Here is a 17119-nt window from a genome sequence, read left to right on the forward strand (position 1 = left end):
CAGCGCTTTTTAGGTTGAAAAGATCATTGATGGATATTTGGATACATCGTGGCGAGAAGGAGCAAAAATAGATCAAGTAACCTAGGGATATAGCGACCAAATTACGAGCCTAGGAGGTATACCAAGCCATGACTCAGGCGCCTATCGCTTGGTATTTACTGAATATCAGCCACTAATTATCCAAACACCGGATATAAAAAAGCCAGCCTCATTGGGCTGGCTCTCTGAAATCAAGCGTTAGAATTAGTCCAAAAGCGAACGAACATAATCTGCAATTTCTTGGTTTTGGCAGTTATCAAAGAAACACTGTTGGAAACGAGGGCTACCCACAGCAGTCTTCACTAGATCTTGATCGATAGCGCGCAGTGAATCAATAAAGTTATCCTTCACTACCGCTGCTTTTACCTCATTAAGAAGCGCGGCATTGCGTTGTTGTGGCTCTGCTCGCTCTAACGGGTAACCTTGACCACGCTCACCTGTGAACGCTTTTTCAAAGATGTAACGAACGTTCAGTTCACCAGCCCAACCAAAACCTTTCGCAAAAGCGAGCGCGATAGCGTTGCCGTTGTTGATTTGGTTAAACAAGAACGCATCAGAAGGCTCTAAACAGTAACCACAAACCACGCCTGGATGTAAGTTCAGCGACATCAAAGCACCTTGGCCAGTGCCACATCCTGTCACAACAAAGTCAACCGCCTTTGAGTTAATCAGAATGCTCGCCATAATACCTAGATGAATATACGTTAAGTGGTGATCATTCTCGTCTGTCATTCCTAGGTTGAAAACATCGTGACCAAAACCACCAGCAACTGACTCTAGTTCAGCTGATACCATTGCATTTTTGCCTGCTTGACTGTTTTCCATCATTAGTGCGATTTTCATTTACTTTCTCCCGCAGCATTACTGCAAATTTAAAAATTAGTGCTCAAATGTTCGTTCTAAAAAATCTAGAGCTTAAACAAAGTCTTTACGCATTGGCGTAAAGTTATCAATTAATACGCCGGCTTCTAGGCAAACACAGCCATGTTCGATACCCGGCTCTTTGTACATAGTGTCGCCTGCGCACACCACTTTCGTTACATCGCCAATAGTGAACTCAAAGGCTCCCGACAAAACGTATGTGAGCTGCTCATGAGGATGGGTATGCAACGCACCAACAGCGCCTGTTTCGAAATGAACTTCTACAGCCATCACGTTCTCGCTATGAGCAAGCACCTTGCGAGAAACTCCCGCGCCAAGATCTTCCATTTTCACGTCTTCGTTATACACAAACATGTCGTTTTTATTCCTGTTGTTGCGGCGTAATTTTGCACTGGGCGTTATCTTGGTATAGACGAAAAATAGTAACGAGGTTAATCCCTATCACTGATATTTCCATCAGCGAGCCACCAATTGAACCAATAATCAGATTATTAGTTAGCCAGCATGCAGCTCCCAATAAAAAGCCGACTCTTAGTGCAATACCGTTCAATCTAAATATTGAGTACGTTCCAATAATCGTTCCCGCTAAAGGCAGAAGTTGATACCAATGCTGAGCAAAACCGATTCCGCTGCCAACCGCGAGGGCAATAAATAACCCTGCAACCCACGGCGATTTGGTATACATCGCGGTGCCAGTTCTTAATGCTGAAATCAAAGCACCGATTGCCGATGTAATGGAACCCAATAATAAAAAGTGAATAAGATGGTTAACGTTCAACATCAACATAACCACTTTGAGCTTTTTGTCGTCCTTCTGGTAAAAGGTCGAAAGGCCGAGAAGGAAACTTACTAGCCCTACAGCTTGTGCAACGATCTCGTTAACCATCTTATATTACAAAAATCTTTATCGTGCTAACCATCCACCATCAACAGCAATGGTATAACCATTAATGTAATCCGATGCCGGTGATGCTAAGAACACACATGGGCCAGCGACATCTTTTGGTGTACCCCAGCGATCAGCAGGAATGCGCTCAAGAATAGCTTGGTTACGATCAGCATCTTCACGCAGTGCTTGAGTATTGTTGGTTGCCATATATCCAGGTGCAATCGCATTAACATTAATGTTATCGCTCGCCCATTCGTTCGCCATTGCACGGGTGATGCCCATTACAGCACTCTTAGACGCAGTATACGAAGGAACACGAATACCACCTTGGAAAGAGAGCATTGATGCGATATTAATGATCTTGCCGCCAGTGCCTTGCGCTTTAAACTGCTTCGCAACCGACTGAGACATAAAGAAAACGGTCTTAGTATTGATGTTCATTACGTCATCCCAGTTTTGCTCAGAGAACTCAATCGCGTCTTCTCGGCGAATAATGCCGGCATTATTAACAAGGATGTCGATGTGGCCAAACTCAGTCAGCGCTTTATCTATAATTCCAGGAATATCTTCCTGCTTTAGAAGGTCGGCACGCACGTCTAAAAACGTATGACCCGCTGCATTCATTTTTTCAATGGTATCTGTTGGCTCAACACGATTTACGCCAACCACTTTACATCCGGCTTCAGCTAAACCAATTGCCATACCTTGACCAAGACCGGTATCACAACCCGTCACTATCGCTACTTTACCTTCCAGATTGAATGACTCTAACATCATGTTCGCTTCCTCAATTACGTTTAGTGTTGTGGCATTTCTGTAATGTCGCCCACTCGATTTAGTCATACAATAAAACATAAATTCGTTGCTGACAATTATTTTTGAAACGACATTTCAAAAATAATTTCTAATTAAGTTAAAACTTTGAAGTCGATCGTTCTCGTTTTTTATTTTTTTGAAAAGGCTTTTTAGAAATTACGAAAAGTGGTATTTTGTCTTGATATTAGATAGCCCAAAGGAAGAAAAATGGAGAAGTCCACCCAACCAGAAGCCGTTTCATCGGTATTAAAAGTTTTTAATATTCTTGAATCTCTGGGGGAACAGAAGGAAATAGGCGTATCAGACCTTTCACAACGTCTAATGATGTCTAAAGCCACTACCTACCGCTTTCTACAAACAATGAAAATGCTTGGCTATGTATCTCAACAAGGCGAAGCTGACCGATACTCACTCACATTAAAGATGTTCGAACTTGGTTCAAAATCACTCGAGTGGGTTGATATGATCACAATTGCAGAGAAAGAGATGCGTGTGATTTCAGAAGAGACTAATGAAACCATTCACTTAGGTGCGTTGGACCATGGCTCTATCATCTACATACACAAGATCGATTCTAGCTTCGCGCTGCGCATGCACTCGCGCGTTGGTCGAAGAAATCCTCTGCATACAACTGCGATAGGTAAGGTTTTATTGGCAGAACGTGACGAAGAATTCGTTCGCACTCAGTTGGCAGACGCCGAGTTTGTGAAAAGCACAAAAAATACCCTTGAAAACGTCGACCAACTTATCGATGAACTTAAAGCGGTTAAGCTACAGCACTTTGGCGAAGATAATGAAGAACAAGAGCCAGGCTTACGTTGTATCGCAGCTCCAGTTTACGACCGTTTTGGTACCGTAATTGCTGGCGTCTCAATTTCATTTCCTACCATTCGATTTGATGAAGAGAAAAAAGCTCACTATGTGGCGTTACTGCACAACGCAGGTAGAAATATATCCAAGCAATTAGGGTTTAATGATTACCCAATCAAATAATGAAAAGGCAGCAATTATTGCTGCCTTTTTTATTGCGAGTTGTCCCATCGATTACCTACCCAAGAATCATCGACAAATCATGCCGTGCGTAAATTGAACAACATAAAGCTCAGATAGATCACTCCCCCTTCCTCAAATCATGTGAAGACCATCAAGCCTATAACACACCATGAACCATGATCTCGAAGATCACCTAAAACAGATATTTTAGGGATTTGGCAACAATTCCATGATTTAAAAGAGTAAAAGGGTTATACATAATGATGTGTTATCTAAATTACTGAAATTATCATGACGCTCAAAGAGATCCTTAAAATTCCCAATGTCCGCTACTTCTTGATGTTTAGAAGCAGCTACTTTGCGCGTTTTTACTACCCTATATTCACCCTACTTTATTTAGATTACGGGTTAACCCTGTCTCAATTCGCGATGCTCAATGTAGTGTGGGCGGCCACCATTGTGCTTGCTGAAGTACCGTCGGGTGCATTCGCCGACACCTTAGGCCGCAAGAAACTGGTGGTGCTGTCTTCGATTGTGATGTTTGTTGAGATCGCAATGATCGCCTTAGTGCCAACCGGAAACCCCGACTTGGTGTTCATAGTCTTTCTGATTAACCGGATTCTCAGTGGCTTAGCGATGGCACTGGCCAGCGGTGCTGACGAGGCATTGGCTTACGACACCTTAAAAGAACAAGGCAATGAAGAGCTGTGGCCGCGAGTGCTGCAAATTCAGCTTCGTGTCGCCTCAACGGTCGGTATCTTTGTCACACTGATTGGTGCGGCGATGTACGACGTGAATTTTATGACGAACATCTTTCATTTCCTTGGACTAGCCGAACCAGAAAGCACTAAAGATCTGATGCGTATTCCTGTGTTCGCCACCCTATTTGTTGCGATGATCGCTATCTATGCCGCGATTAATATGCGCGAAGAGAAAAAGGTGATGCCAAGCGACCAAACCAAATTGGCAACCACCATCTCAAGTCTTAAATTGACGATCGATGCAGGTAAATGGGTATTCGCTACGCCTTACGTGCTGTTCATCTTGCTCTACTACAGCCTATTCGAACACACCTCACGCATGTTCCTAACCATGAACAGCCAATACTATCTGGCCATTGATATTCCAATTATCTACTTTGGTTTTATTGGTGCGGGTATAAGTTTGCTTAAGATTATATTGGCAGGACAAAGCCGAAGATTAGCAGAGAGTATTGAGCCTAAAACCTTCATTGTGGTCATGGGTTTAGCAAGCATGGCGACTTATTACTGGATCAGTTTAGGTTGGTCGATTTACGGGGTCATTCCGGCACTGGTATTAATCTTTATCATAATGACGATGAACATTTTCATCAGCTACCACCTAAATAAAAAGACCGAATCGCACAACAGAGCCACCGTTCTTAGTTTCAAAGGTTTGATGTTTAACCTCGGATACGGGCTGATCGGGATCTTGTACGCTTACTACTATAAGTTGGTGTCTCAGGGCTACACCGAACAAGAAATAGAGCAGAACCTTGCCTTCTTGGCCTCACTGTCTTCGTTTTTCTATTACTTCACCTTACTGTTCATTTCGATCAGCGCGCTGTTCTATTTCAAAAACAAGAAACAGCCGATCTTCTGAAGAAAGCATCGAACTGTTGAAGAGATCTCTACTGCCGAATAGAGAATAAAAGTGAGCCTGTGGCTATAAACAGATCATGACACTTCTTATCATGTGATTTTTTGTTAGTATCACCACCAAATTACATCACTCATGGAAGCGTCATGTCTTTTAGTTGGATCGCCTTTACTCTCCTTGCCGCCTTTAGCCAATCTTGGCGCAATGCCTTTCAAAGTAAATTAAGTGGTACCATGAGTGTGGCTGGCGTGACGTTGGCGCGTTTTATTTGGGCTGGCCCAATCGCCCTTATTTACCTCTACGCCCTCTATCAATGGCAGCCAGTCTCCGCACCGGATTTTTCGGGTGAGTTTGTTTTCTACATTATTGCAGCAGCCATTATGCAGATCCTCGCGACCGGCTTAATGGTGATGTTATTTAAGCTAGAAAACTATGCGATAGGCGCAGGATTAGCCAAGTGTGAAGCTCCCGTTTCTGCAGTGCTCTCCGTGTTGTTTTTTGGCACCGCATTAACAATGACAGGTTGGATTGGCGTACTTATTGGTACTTTAGGCGTGTTAATCATGAGTAGTGCTTCTGGTTGGCGAAGCTTGTCCCCGAGAGTGTTCTTATTAGGTATGGCTTGTAGCACCGCCTTTGCTTTAACGTCTCTTTGGGTACGGGAAGCAAGTTTGAGCATAGGGTTGCCCTTCCCTCATAGCGCTGCTTGGGTGCTGTTCCTCGTCATTTCCCTTCAGACATGCATTATCTGCACGTATCTTTTCTTCAAGGAACGCGACACGCTGCGCCTGATATTCAAGAAGTCGAAACTGGTCGTCATGACAAGCCTAGCGAGTGTTATCGGTTCTCTGGGTTGGTTTAGCGCAATGTCACTTCAAGCCGTTCCGTACGTAAAGACGCTTGGGCAAGTCGAAGTGATCTTCATGGTGTTGATATCCTACTTCTGGTTAGGGCAAAGCATCGCACGCAAAGACATTGTTGCACTCATCTTACTCTCTATCGCAGCGGTATTGGTGATGTGGCAGTGACTTGAACGTCGCCATACTTAGAGGTTGGATCAAAGAGAACTGGAAATCATACCCAAGTGACATATTCATCCACCGTATAAATATTACCGTGGCGTAAAATGATAAGAACGGCCTCCACATAATTTTTATAGTGCACGTATCAGCTATTAATCATTACCCAATAGGATACAGCCCAATGAAAACCCTTACTCAAATCGCACTAGCAACGATCTTTTTTACAACCTCAATGATGGCATTCGCCGAGCCCGCGACAACAAACCAAGCCCAACTAGAAGCGTCAACCACAACAGTGAAGCATGAAGGAATGACCGTGACGCTAACAGATAAGCATTTTACGCCTGCAGAAGAAACTGAAGCCACTGCTTCACAGACTTTAACGCAAAGCCAAAAAACAGACTCAGCGCCACAGCCAACAATATAATGGCTGTATCAAAATAGTGGCGGGGCAAACTAACACATAAAGACCTGTCATCATCAGGCAGTGACGAGCTCGTTAATATGGCTAGGACAAATTGAAGTCATATTGCGACCGTTTGTTTTCGCTTGATACAACGCTTTGTCGGCTCGGCTAATAAACCCATCCCAATTCTCATGTGGGTGAAGCTGAGCGACACCGAAACTCGACGTCAGAAACATCTCATTCCCTTGCACGGCTGAGATCTCTGAAATAGACAATCGCAGCTTACAAGCAATAGCCTGTGCTTGTAGGAAATTAACATTGGGCAATAAAATCATTATCTCGTCTCCGCCAAAACGGAACGCGCTGGCTGTTGGCGATGTTTTGATTGCACTTTGAACCATTTCAGCAAAAGACTTGATGACGAGATCACCCACAATATGTCCGTGTTGGTCATTGATCGACTTAAAATTATCAATATCCATCATAATGGCACTAACAGGCGTAGTCCCCGCCTGCTTCATGATGACTGGAACCATTTCATCTAATGCTCTGCGGTTTCCAAGTGCCGTTAGAGGGTCGCTGTAAGACAGGTCATGAATAGACCTAAGCAACCTTGCATTAATCAACCAAAGCATTGTGAAGCTCATCGACACGATAAGAACAATACTCATTAAAAAGGCAAGTTGATGAATGAGTGCGGCTGCCATGAAATCCTGAAGCTCAGCTGAAAATAGCGTCACCAAGACCCGGAAAACCATAAATCCGCCATATATCAAAAATGATAAGGCCATCATCCGAGTAGCTAAGTTCAAGTCATCACGTTGACCCTTTAACACCACAAAGGCAGTGCAAAGAGTGACAAAGGCTAAATAGAAACTAATGAGAATAATTCGAGCCTTGATGGAAGGTTCATAGTACGTGAAGTGAATAAAACCTAGCAGAAGAGCTAACATCATCAGACTGCTGAGGTAGGTACATTTTAAAGAGTATTCTCGGAACAAGCATAAACTATACAAAGCGAGATGAAAGCCTAGCGCAATGACCATATTGGCGCCAATAACAGTGACCCAATCCGGTAACTCCCCCCTTAGGCTCAACATCAACGGCCCAGTTCCAATAACAAATATTGAAAGGGAAAAGCTAGAGAGCCCTTTAATTGGCTGTTGGGTAAATTGGAACAGCAACAAGCCAATGCAGTAAATGAAAGAGAACAAAATAATAATAAAATTAAGTGTTCTCATATCCAGCGAAAAACCATCCATGATTTACTCTCTTCCCTAAGCCAATTAAATCACAATATGGTCAATAATTATCTAAACCATAAATTTATTCACTATATGAATCATTACACTTTGTAAAATAGGGGATGTGTCACATATGGGGAGATCGGTATCACATGAGTCCATAACATAGATTGGCATGTAAAAGTCGCCCCCCATATGGCTTCATAGCATCACTGAATCTACAGGCTTCTGCACTCGTTACTTGGTTGAATGACGACTGTCTGGCATTATGCGCCCAAGAAATCTCTAGGGGCTGTCGACCTTTCGAGCTGGGTTTGCAGCATCTTGTGGAAAATTTATACAAGGAAGAGGCTTTGACGTGTAGCTGGCCTACATGAAAAGGCGATAACGCAGTAGAAATGAACCACAAGAGCTGCCCGAAGGGTTCAGCTAGGCGCCCCCACAAAAATCGTTTTATGCTTTGTTGAAGAATATTTGCTTAGAATGCTAGGCTACATACTCTTCGCCGCGCCTAAAACGATTTTGACTAGGCGTCCCCATCCGAACAAAACTTAACCACGAAAGGTCAACAGCCCTTAGTTATTGCACAGCAAAGAATGAACGAAGGTAGTCAGTGGTAGAAAACAGCCAACAATTAAGTGACCGTTACGACGAACATGGTTACTTTGTTATCAGAAATTATTTCAATGAAGCTCAAATTGCATCGCTTAGAAAAGTCGTGCTGAAATTCCATGAATCATGGAAAGCAGACAACGAAGAATTCTATAAAGAAGAGGCATTTAACTCATCTTTAATTACGGGAAGCGAGTATTTGCCTGCCGACGATAGAAGCGTGCTTTTCGACTTCATCAGCTCGAAACAAGTGATGGACGTGGTTGATGCGGTGATTCCGAACAAGCCGGCATTCATGAATACACAGCTGTTCTTCAACCCAGTAAACCCGCAGCAAAAAGACTTCTGGCATCGTGACTGTCAATACGACTACGACATTGATGACCAGATGAAAGTCATCATGGAAACCCAAGTACTGCACCTGCGAGTGCCCCTTTTTGATGAGCCAGGAATGGAGCTTATCCCCGGTACGCACAAACGCTGGGACAACGAAGAAGAGTACAATGTTCGCCAAGAAGAAAACGGCAAAGTGAGCAGCGATGACATCTCTGGCGGTAAGCAGATACCGTTAGCCGCCGGTGACTTATTGGTGTTTTCAGCGGATATGATCCATCGAGGCCGATATGGCTTGGATCGTTTGGCTTTGGATATTTTGATCTTCGATTCGGCGGCAGATTATGTCGACTACGTTGATGACGACTGTTTACCAACACCAGCCATGTTAAACAATATTGCCGACCCAAGATTGTTTATGAACACGCTACACTTAAAATCGATGCAGTACTCATAACCCATAAAGGTATCCGAACTATGACTGACACTAAGCAAAACACCCGAATTAGCCAGTTCCGTTTCGGTCAGCCAAAAGAATCTCTCAAGTTAGAACATGTCGCTTTAGGCGCACTTGATAAAGATAAGGTGCGAGTACGAGTTGAAGCGACCAACATCAACCCTAGTGACCTATTGTCGATTTACGGTGTTGGGCAATACAAACACAGCCACCAGCCGCCAAGAGTACCGGGATTTGAAGCGGTAGGAAGGGTTGTAGAGTCCAACAATGTTGAGTTTGTAGTGAATCAGCGAGTGCTTGTGGCAACCAGTGGGACATGGCAGAACTATGTCGATGTATCACCAGATGATCTATTCCAAATTCCTCAGCATCTAGAAAATGGCTACGCCTGCCAGTTGTACATTAATGCGCTAACCGCATGGGTGCTGACGACAGAAATAGCCAAGCTGACCCAAGAAGATGTGTTGATCATCAACGCGGGCAGCTCTGCCATCGGTAAGATTTTTTTCCAGTTATCAGCATCACTCGGCTTCAAAATCATTGTTGTTACATCACAGCCGGAACAATACCTAGCCACTTCCAGTTGGGTATTAGATACGGACGATGATTTAGCTTCGCAAATTAAGGCGTTAGGCTTGCCGATGCCAACCGTTGCCTTTGATGCGATTGGCGGTTCACCCGGAACCAACCTTATTCACACCCTTGGCAACAATGGGCGTTTTATCAACTATGGGACGCTGTCGTTGGATTTTTACGAACCACGCTTCTTTGAGTACGCGAAAAGCCAAGACATCGATTTCAGCACCTTCTTCTTGCGTTATTGGGAGGAAGCGGAAGGTAAAGATATTCGCCGTAATAAGTTCACGACCATGCTAGATCACTTCATCACAAACGACATTCAGCTCGACGTTGACCGCTATCTGCCATTCGATGAAGTGCAAACCGCGATTGATCTCATTGAATCGAAAACCACACGCTTAGAGGGCAAGATCATCTTACTGCCACAGTAAGTGAGAGTTGGACGATATATACCTTGTTTATTTCAACAGGCAAGACGTTCAACAATTAATACCCCAACGCTTAGAAAGTTTGATTCAAGTAATTGAGTATTGAGAACGCAGTAAAGAGTTGTAATGCATTTCTCCATAACTTAAGTGGTTACGAGATAGTCATGAGTCACATTTATTTGAAACATCAATAAGTTGTATCACTAGAAATATGACACTGGTCACCCATAAGGTAATCTCGATTCTATATGGTAGCGTCATACTTAAAACCACGATGTGAACGTACTTATGAAAAGACACATACTATCAAGCGCCATCCTACTCTCTTTAGCCTTTCCCACCTTTGCAGCTGATGGCGACATACACGATGTCACGATACTGGGTACTTCAGATATCCATGGTCATTTTATGGCGTGGGATTACGCGGCAGATAAACTCAACACTCGTGGTAGCTTGAGCCAAATCGCGACCAAGGTTGGTGAGATCCGCAAAGATCAATCTAACATTATCCTTGTCGATGCTGGCGACACCATCCAAGGCAACTTCGTAGAAACCTTCAAAGACGAGCCTGTTGATCCAATGATGCTTGGCTTTAATCACATGAAATACGATGTATGGGTTTTAGGTAACCACGAATTCGACTTTGGCCTTAAAACGCTCAACAGAGCCGTTACCCAATTTAAAGGGCAGTCTCTCGGCGGCAACATCAAGAACAAAAACGGAAATCCATTCTTACCGGGTTACACCATTCTAGAACGCGGTGGCATTAAGATCGGTGTGATAGGAATGGATACCCCAATGACAGAGGTTTTTGCGCAAGGCACCAACCGTTTAGAAGGCGTCACTTTCACTAACCCAACCTTGGAAGTGAAGAAAATCGTCAAAGAAATTGATGATAAAGTGGATGCCATCGTATTGGTTGCCCATATGGGGATTGAGAACGAGAATGACATTGCCGACACCGGTGTCACCGACATTGCCAATGCAAACCCAGAGCTTGATGCCATCGTCGCTGGTCACATGCACACTCGCATTGATAAAGCCGTTGTGAATGGCGTTATCATTACTGAACCCGACAAATATGGCCGCGCCTTATCTCGTATTGATCTTCAATTTGAAGAGCGCGATGGCACATTCACTCTCGTCAACAAAGACAGTTTCACCTATAAAATTAAAGGTATCGACTCTGATGAGAATATGGACGAGTTATACCAGCCTTATCACAAACAACTCCGAGAAATGGCGAATAGACCTGTCGCTCAGCTTACCGGCGTTGATTTAGTCCCAGAAAACGAAATCCGCGGTATCCCTCAAGTCCATGTTCAAGACACAGGCATCAGTGCGCTATACCAAGAAGCGAGCTTCTTCTATGCACCTAAAGCCAATGTCATCGCGCTTCAAATAGACAACGACAATGCAGAGCTTGATGTTGGCCCAATCAAAGCCAAAGACATCGCGTACAACTACCAATACGCAGGTGGCGAAATCACTGTCTACCAGATGACAGGCAAAGAGTTAAGAACCTACATGGAATGGTCTGCGGGCTACTTCAACTCAGTCCAACCTGGCGATGTAACCTACAGTTTTAACCCTGAACGCAGAGCTTCAAAATACTCAACTAATGACTTCTTCGCAGGCGTGACTTATACCATCGACCTCACTCAGCCAGCAGGTACACGCATCACCAACCTCGCGTTTGCAGATGGCACTCCGGTTACTGATCAAACAGAAATCCGTATTGGTATGAATAGCTATCGAATGGGTCATCTAACCAAGAAAGGTGGCGTGCTAGAAGGCGAATCGTTCCCTGTACTTTTTGATACGGAAGCAGAGTATGGAGAAGAAGCAGGCACGATCCGTAACATGACTATCAAGTATCTTAAAGAGGAAAAGAACGGTCAGTATGAAGGCAAGCCTCAACAACGATGGACACTTTCTGGTTTAGAAAACCGCTACAATGAACAGCGAGAGATCGTAAAGTCGTTGATCAATGATGAAACCATATCAATCCCAACAAGCGACGATGGCCGCTACACAAACATCGCTTCTATCAACGTGAAAGAGCTGATGTTCAAATCTGACGAAGCCAAACAAGCAGACATAACCACACGCGAAAAGAAACTGGCGCAGGCGACTGAGCAAGAGAGTGAGCAAATCAAACGTGAAATCACTCTGATTGAAGCGCTCAATTAATCCCTGACCTCAAACCAATAACGACTTAACGACGCTTAGCGCGTGGTTAGGTCGTTGATAATAGCATCTTGTACTTGTCCTATAGCGTTCCTATGTTCTCTTAATACACATATTGACCAAAAGCATCTCATCCTCACCAAGTGAAGCGGTTTAGATTGAACATCCCAAAACGTTTCTAGACATAACCTTGTAGCAAACTTTATATTATTGAGTGAACTCGGATAGCTTCATCGGCTACACAAAACTTCCAATCGCCAACAAAGTCATGGTCAATTTTGCTCAACCAATACATGCAAACGGAAAACCTTTAAAGAGGGCTGAGTATCAGTATTAATTCATCCTTCCGGCAAAGTCCTAAAATGAGATATTCCTGACAAGTTCATTTGCTGTGACAGCCCTTAAGTGATAATACCCCTGCACCATGTCACAACCAACCTCTTCAAGGTAGCGCTTTTGTTGCTCAGTTTCGACACCCTCCGCGACAACAGACAATCCCAGGTTCTGTGCTAAGTCTACCACTGATTTCACTATCATCTTGTCATGCACACTGGTCGCCAAGCTATCAATAAATGACTTGTCAATTTTCAGAATCTGAGCGTTAATTCTTTTCAAGTACGATAGAGACGAAAACCCTGTACCAAAGTCGTCGATAGCGATACAGAATCCAACATGCTCTAACTGTTGCAGCACACACATTGTTTTTTCTGGGTTACTCATCAGTACCGACTCTGTCACTTCTAGTTCAAAAATGGTAGGTGATAGCCCCTCCTCAGCAATAATACTGGTGATGCCTTCAAAGAAGTCAGGGTGTTCTAGTTGTTGAACGGAGATATTTATAGCCATTCTACCTGGTAGCACTCTACCTTCAGATCGCCACTGACGCAGTTGTTTACAGGCAGCCTTGATGACCCATTTACCAATAGGGCACATTACTCTATGCTTCTCGGCAATAGGAATGAACTCTGCAGGGCTAATCATGCCTAGTTCAGGTTCCTCCCAACGAAGTAGAGCTTCAATGCCTGCAACTTCAGCAGTCGCTGTATAAAATTTCGGCTGATACACCAGATGAAATTGCTCTGTGTTGTGTATTGCCTGCTTTAATCTACACGATAAGTCAAATTCGCGATAAAAGTGTGTGCCTATCTGGTCCGTATAGGAGACAAAGTCCTGCTCAGCCGACTTTGCTTCATACATGGCTAAATCTGCATGCGAGAGTACATCATTAAATGTTATACCGTCCGAAGGCCATGTAGCGGAACCTATACTGACGCCAAGAAAGGCTTCTTCTTCTATATTAATTGAAATAGGTCGACTCAGTGCTGCTGCCAATTGAGCACCTAAGTTCGCTGTACTTTCTTTAGTTGCTCGTCGATGAATCACAACAAACTCGTCACCGCCCACTCTAGCAGCTAAATCACCTAGTGGAAGGGCTTGTTCAAGACGTCTAGCCACTTCTTTTAGTGCCCTATCACCAGCAAGATGACCACTACTATCGTTAAGTTCTTTAAATCGGTCTAAGTCTGCAAACAATATTGAAAAGCTGTTCTCTTCAGTTGGGTGGAAGGCCATTAGCTTATTGGCTTCTTCGATAAAGTACGCCCGATTAGGTAATTCCGTTAGGCTATCAAAATGAGTCAATTTTCGTACACTTTCCTCTGCAATTTTTTGAAGAGTAATGTCTTTTTTTTCTGCCAAGTAACCAATAACTTCTCCGGTATCGCACGTTATCGGAGATATAACAGCTTCTTCAATATATTCAGTGCCATCCCTATGTATATTGAAAAATACCCCCTTCCAGGAGTTCCCCGCCTGTAATGTGCGATACATATCGCGGTAGCTATCAACTGGGGTATTGTTTGATTTCAATATTCTTGGGTTCTTGCCAATAACTTCATAGAGTGCATATCCACTCAACTCTTCAAATTTTTTATTGGCGTAAATAATATTTTTATCAACGTTTGTGATGACAACGGCGTTTTCACTCTGGTTTACGATAGAGAAAAAAAATGAAAGTTTTTCTTGTTGAGTCATCATCGAGACGCTGTTATTTGGACTTAATGGGGACTCAGTGTAACCTTTATTAAGTGCGTCGATAAGACGACAACTACCTGACATAAAGATGGTTTTATCTATTTTCATATATACTTCTGCGATGTTACATATCGAATGGCGCACCATTTGAGGTCATTCAATATGCAATATGAATCAATTTAAAGCAGCCGCTTTATCTATACTTTAAATTCAGAAACAAGCTGACCTAAGCCTTCAGCAAGCCTTGCAATCTCTGTGCTTGAACTATTTGTTTGATGAGCTGCAAGCGAGTTTTCTTCTGCAATGCGCTTAACGTTTACTACATTCCTGTTAATATCCTCTGCAACGGTACTCTGTTGTTCGGAAGCGCTCGCAATTTGCATGTTCATATCATTAATGACGCTAATGGCATTGGTAATTTCTTCTAACGCCATGCTTGCTTTATTGGCCTGGTTAACGCAATTATCAGCCTCAATTTGACCTTGCTTCATTGCTTCTACCGTACTTTGAGTCCCCATCTGAAGTTGCTCGATAATGGATTGAATTTCTGAGGTAGATCCTTGTGTTCTTGCAGCCAAGGAACGAACTTCATCAGCAACCACAGCAAAGCCTCGTCCTTGTTCACCTGCACGGGCAGCCTCAATAGCGGCATTCAGCGCCAGCAAATTTGTCTGATCTGCTATCTCTCTGATTACATGTAGAATTTTACTGATATTAACGACTTCCTGCTCTACGTCATCGAGCTTTACAGATGAATCATTAACTCTTTCAGACAGAGAGTTAATGGAAGCAATGGTCTGCTGAACAACTTGAGAACCAGATATTGCTTCCGTATCCGCTTGATTGGCAGCGTCAGAAGCCTTAACTGCATTATCAGCAACGTCATGAACCGTTGTAGCCATCTCATTCATAGCCGTTGCCACCATTTCGGTTTCCGTTTCCTGTTGACTGATACCCTTGGATGTCTGCTCAGTCACCACCGCCAATTCTTCCGAAGCGGAAGCTAACTCACTACTCGCATTTGATATGGTTGAAATCATCTGTGTTAAACGATTTGCAGTATTTTGCACCGCATCTAAAAGTTTACCTGTTTCATCTTTGCTGGTTATTCCAACGTCAACTGTTAAATCGCCTTCAGCAAGTTGATTGGCCGCATCGACCGCTTTTTGAATCGGCCGGGTAATCGCATTAGTTAAGAAGTAAGCAGAAAGGATACCAACCATAATCGCAATCACAGATAAGGTTAAACTCAGCATCACACTTGCGTCGGTATTTGCTTTCAGTTCAGGCCCAAGCGTATCTTGGTCTTTCATGATCGACATCTTCATATCTTCAATGTATTTCGCCACCTCAGGGCCAAGTACATCCAACGTGTTTTGAATGATGTCGTTTCTTTTCACAATTAGGTAATTGATATCACGCATGTCCTGGACATAAGCTTCATGCGCATCGGAAAACTCTTTGAACAGCACCCTGAGCTTAGGGTTTTGCAATTTACCGTTCAGGTCTTCAATTTCCTCTGAAACCAACACTTGCATATTTTTAATGGCGATCTCAAAGTCACTGCTAAGATTCGATTGAAGAAATTTTACAACAAACAACCTACCTATCAGCATCTTTTGCTGAACATGGCCAGCATGATAAGCGGCTTCAGAGTCACCGTCTTGATATGCAGATTTTATAATATCATCGATAGCTACCCGCATCCTTTCACCATTAGGCACGAGGCGAGAGTCATATAAAATCTTACGTTCAACAATTAGGTCTACCGTTTTGTCAAAGGCACTTTGATAGCTCACCATCGCTTTGCTGACATCAGCAATTAGGGATGCCCGATCTGGTTGCTGGATCTCCTGCTTTGCATCATTAAGAAGGTCTTGCATTTTTGAAAGATACTCACTGTATTGTTGTAAGTCCTTCTCGCTATTAGTGATAATGTAATCTTTGACGTTCATACGAACCATAAGCATATTAGCTTGGATCCTTCCAGACAAGTTAGTGTCCCGTGCAAGCCCTCTATATTCTGATATACCCTCATCAGTTCGTTGAAGAGCATTAATGCTGATACCCAATACAATCGAAAGCATCGCCAGTACAAAGCCAAACATCAATCCAATCTTTGTTTTTAATCTTAAATTCTTAAACATAACCACCACATCTTTGCTGTGCGAAACTTAACTAGATCTACATCCAAATATATTCAACAGCTAAATATAAGGACATTCTTATATAACGATAACAGGAGGTGTCATTTACAAATTGATGCACATCAACAAAGAAAGCGCTTTCTTTGGTGTTATTTCGATTTGAACTGTTTTTTAAGTTTGAGCTTTTCTTTCGGTTGCGGTGTCACTTGAAGAAAACAAATACACGGGTGTCAACATGTCTTGCGTTCACATCAATTACATACCTAGTTATTGAATATCACTCACCAAGGGAAAGACTTAAATCTAAGATTAGGAGCCATTCTGATAGCCCTCCAACTGTAGCCTCCCTCCTCACACTGATCTATTTCCCTCTTTTCGAAGTACAAGTTATTAATAATTCGGTATAAATCGCTCTACTGTTTGAAATT

The 17119-nt window shown here is 43.2% G+C and carries 14 protein-coding genes; 7 read left to right on the forward strand and 7 right to left on the reverse strand.

Going from position 1 to position 17119, the window contains the following annotated elements; all coding sequences use genetic code 11:
- Nucleotides 1-243 precede the first annotated feature (243 nt).
- The 4 genes from MSG36_RS00565 to kduD all read right to left on the reverse strand — a co-directional run bounded on the left by MSG36_RS00565 (nt 244) and on the right by kduD (nt 2587).
- Nucleotides 244-882 carry an RpiB/LacA/LacB family sugar-phosphate isomerase gene (locus MSG36_RS00565; RefSeq protein ID WP_048609763.1) on the reverse strand — a complete coding sequence of 213 codons (639 nt, stop codon included), beginning with the start codon at nt 880-882 and terminating at the stop codon, nt 244-246.
- Nucleotides 883-954: 72 nt separating this feature from the next.
- On the reverse strand, nt 955-1275 hold the full coding sequence (locus MSG36_RS00570; RefSeq protein WP_248336122.1) for a cupin domain-containing protein: 321 nt from the start codon (nt 1273-1275) through the stop codon (nt 955-957).
- 7 nt (nt 1276-1282) lie between these two features.
- Complete coding sequence (locus MSG36_RS00575; protein WP_248365784.1) at nt 1283-1807, reverse strand: YgjV family protein; 525 nt, start codon at nt 1805-1807, stop codon at nt 1283-1285.
- Nucleotides 1808-1825: 18 nt separating this feature from the next.
- Nucleotides 1826-2587, reverse strand: coding sequence for a 2-dehydro-3-deoxy-D-gluconate 5-dehydrogenase KduD (gene kduD / locus MSG36_RS00580; RefSeq protein ID WP_048609765.1), 762 nt, complete (start codon nt 2585-2587; stop codon nt 1826-1828).
- A 246-nt stretch (nt 2588-2833) separates the two neighbouring features.
- Here kduD and kdgR point away from each other — a divergent pair, with 246 nt between their 5' ends.
- The 4 genes from kdgR (at nt 2834) to MSG36_RS00600 (ending at nt 6688) form a co-directional block, all read left to right on the forward strand.
- Nucleotides 2834-3619, forward strand: a complete 786-nt coding sequence (gene kdgR, locus MSG36_RS00585) for a DNA-binding transcriptional regulator KdgR (protein WP_048609766.1) — start codon at nt 2834-2836, stop codon at nt 3617-3619.
- Between the two features lie 291 nt (nt 3620-3910).
- On the forward strand, nt 3911-5242 hold the full coding sequence (locus MSG36_RS00590; RefSeq protein ID WP_050643325.1) for an MFS transporter: 1332 nt from the start codon (nt 3911-3913) through the stop codon (nt 5240-5242).
- A 143-nt stretch (nt 5243-5385) separates the two neighbouring features.
- A complete protein-coding gene (locus MSG36_RS00595; protein ID WP_248365785.1) occupies nt 5386-6267 on the forward strand; it encodes a DMT family transporter in 882 nt (293 codons plus the stop codon).
- A gap of 175 nt (nt 6268-6442) precedes the next feature.
- Nucleotides 6443-6688, forward strand: coding sequence for a hypothetical protein (locus MSG36_RS00600; RefSeq protein ID WP_050632849.1), 246 nt, complete (start codon nt 6443-6445; stop codon nt 6686-6688).
- 53 nt (nt 6689-6741) lie between these two features.
- Here the strand turns inward: MSG36_RS00600 and MSG36_RS00605 are convergent, their stop codons facing one another.
- Nucleotides 6742-7929 (reverse strand): GGDEF domain-containing protein, encoded by a 1188-nt coding sequence (locus MSG36_RS00605; RefSeq protein WP_248365787.1) that lies wholly within the window; start codon nt 7927-7929, stop codon nt 6742-6744.
- A 595-nt stretch (nt 7930-8524) separates the two neighbouring features.
- Here MSG36_RS00605 and MSG36_RS00610 point away from each other — a divergent pair.
- From MSG36_RS00610 to MSG36_RS00620, 3 genes are all read left to right on the forward strand, one after another.
- Nucleotides 8525-9313, forward strand: a complete 789-nt coding sequence (locus MSG36_RS00610) for a phytanoyl-CoA dioxygenase family protein (RefSeq protein WP_248365789.1) — start codon at nt 8525-8527, stop codon at nt 9311-9313.
- A 20-nt stretch (nt 9314-9333) separates the two neighbouring features.
- Nucleotides 9334-10323 (forward strand): zinc-dependent alcohol dehydrogenase family protein, encoded by a 990-nt coding sequence (locus MSG36_RS00615; protein ID WP_248365790.1) that lies wholly within the window; start codon nt 9334-9336, stop codon nt 10321-10323.
- Nucleotides 10324-10608: 285 nt separating this feature from the next.
- Complete coding sequence (locus tag MSG36_RS00620) at nt 10609-12513, forward strand: bifunctional UDP-sugar hydrolase/5'-nucleotidase (protein WP_248365791.1); 1905 nt, start codon at nt 10609-10611, stop codon at nt 12511-12513.
- A 354-nt stretch (nt 12514-12867) separates the two neighbouring features.
- Here the strand turns inward: MSG36_RS00620 and MSG36_RS00625 are convergent, their stop codons facing one another.
- Nucleotides 12868-14652 carry an EAL domain-containing protein gene (locus MSG36_RS00625; RefSeq protein WP_248365792.1) on the reverse strand — a complete coding sequence of 595 codons (1785 nt, stop codon included), beginning with the start codon at nt 14650-14652 and terminating at the stop codon, nt 12868-12870.
- 89 nt (nt 14653-14741) lie between these two features.
- Nucleotides 14742-16691 carry a methyl-accepting chemotaxis protein gene (locus MSG36_RS00630; RefSeq protein ID WP_248365793.1) on the reverse strand — a complete coding sequence of 650 codons (1950 nt, stop codon included), beginning with the start codon at nt 16689-16691 and terminating at the stop codon, nt 14742-14744.
- Nucleotides 16692-17119: the final 428 nt, after the last annotated feature.

The organism is Vibrio sp. 1CM8B (genome assembly GCF_023161685.1).
Taxonomy (GTDB): Bacteria; Pseudomonadota; Gammaproteobacteria; order Enterobacterales; family Vibrionaceae; genus Vibrio; species Vibrio coralliirubri.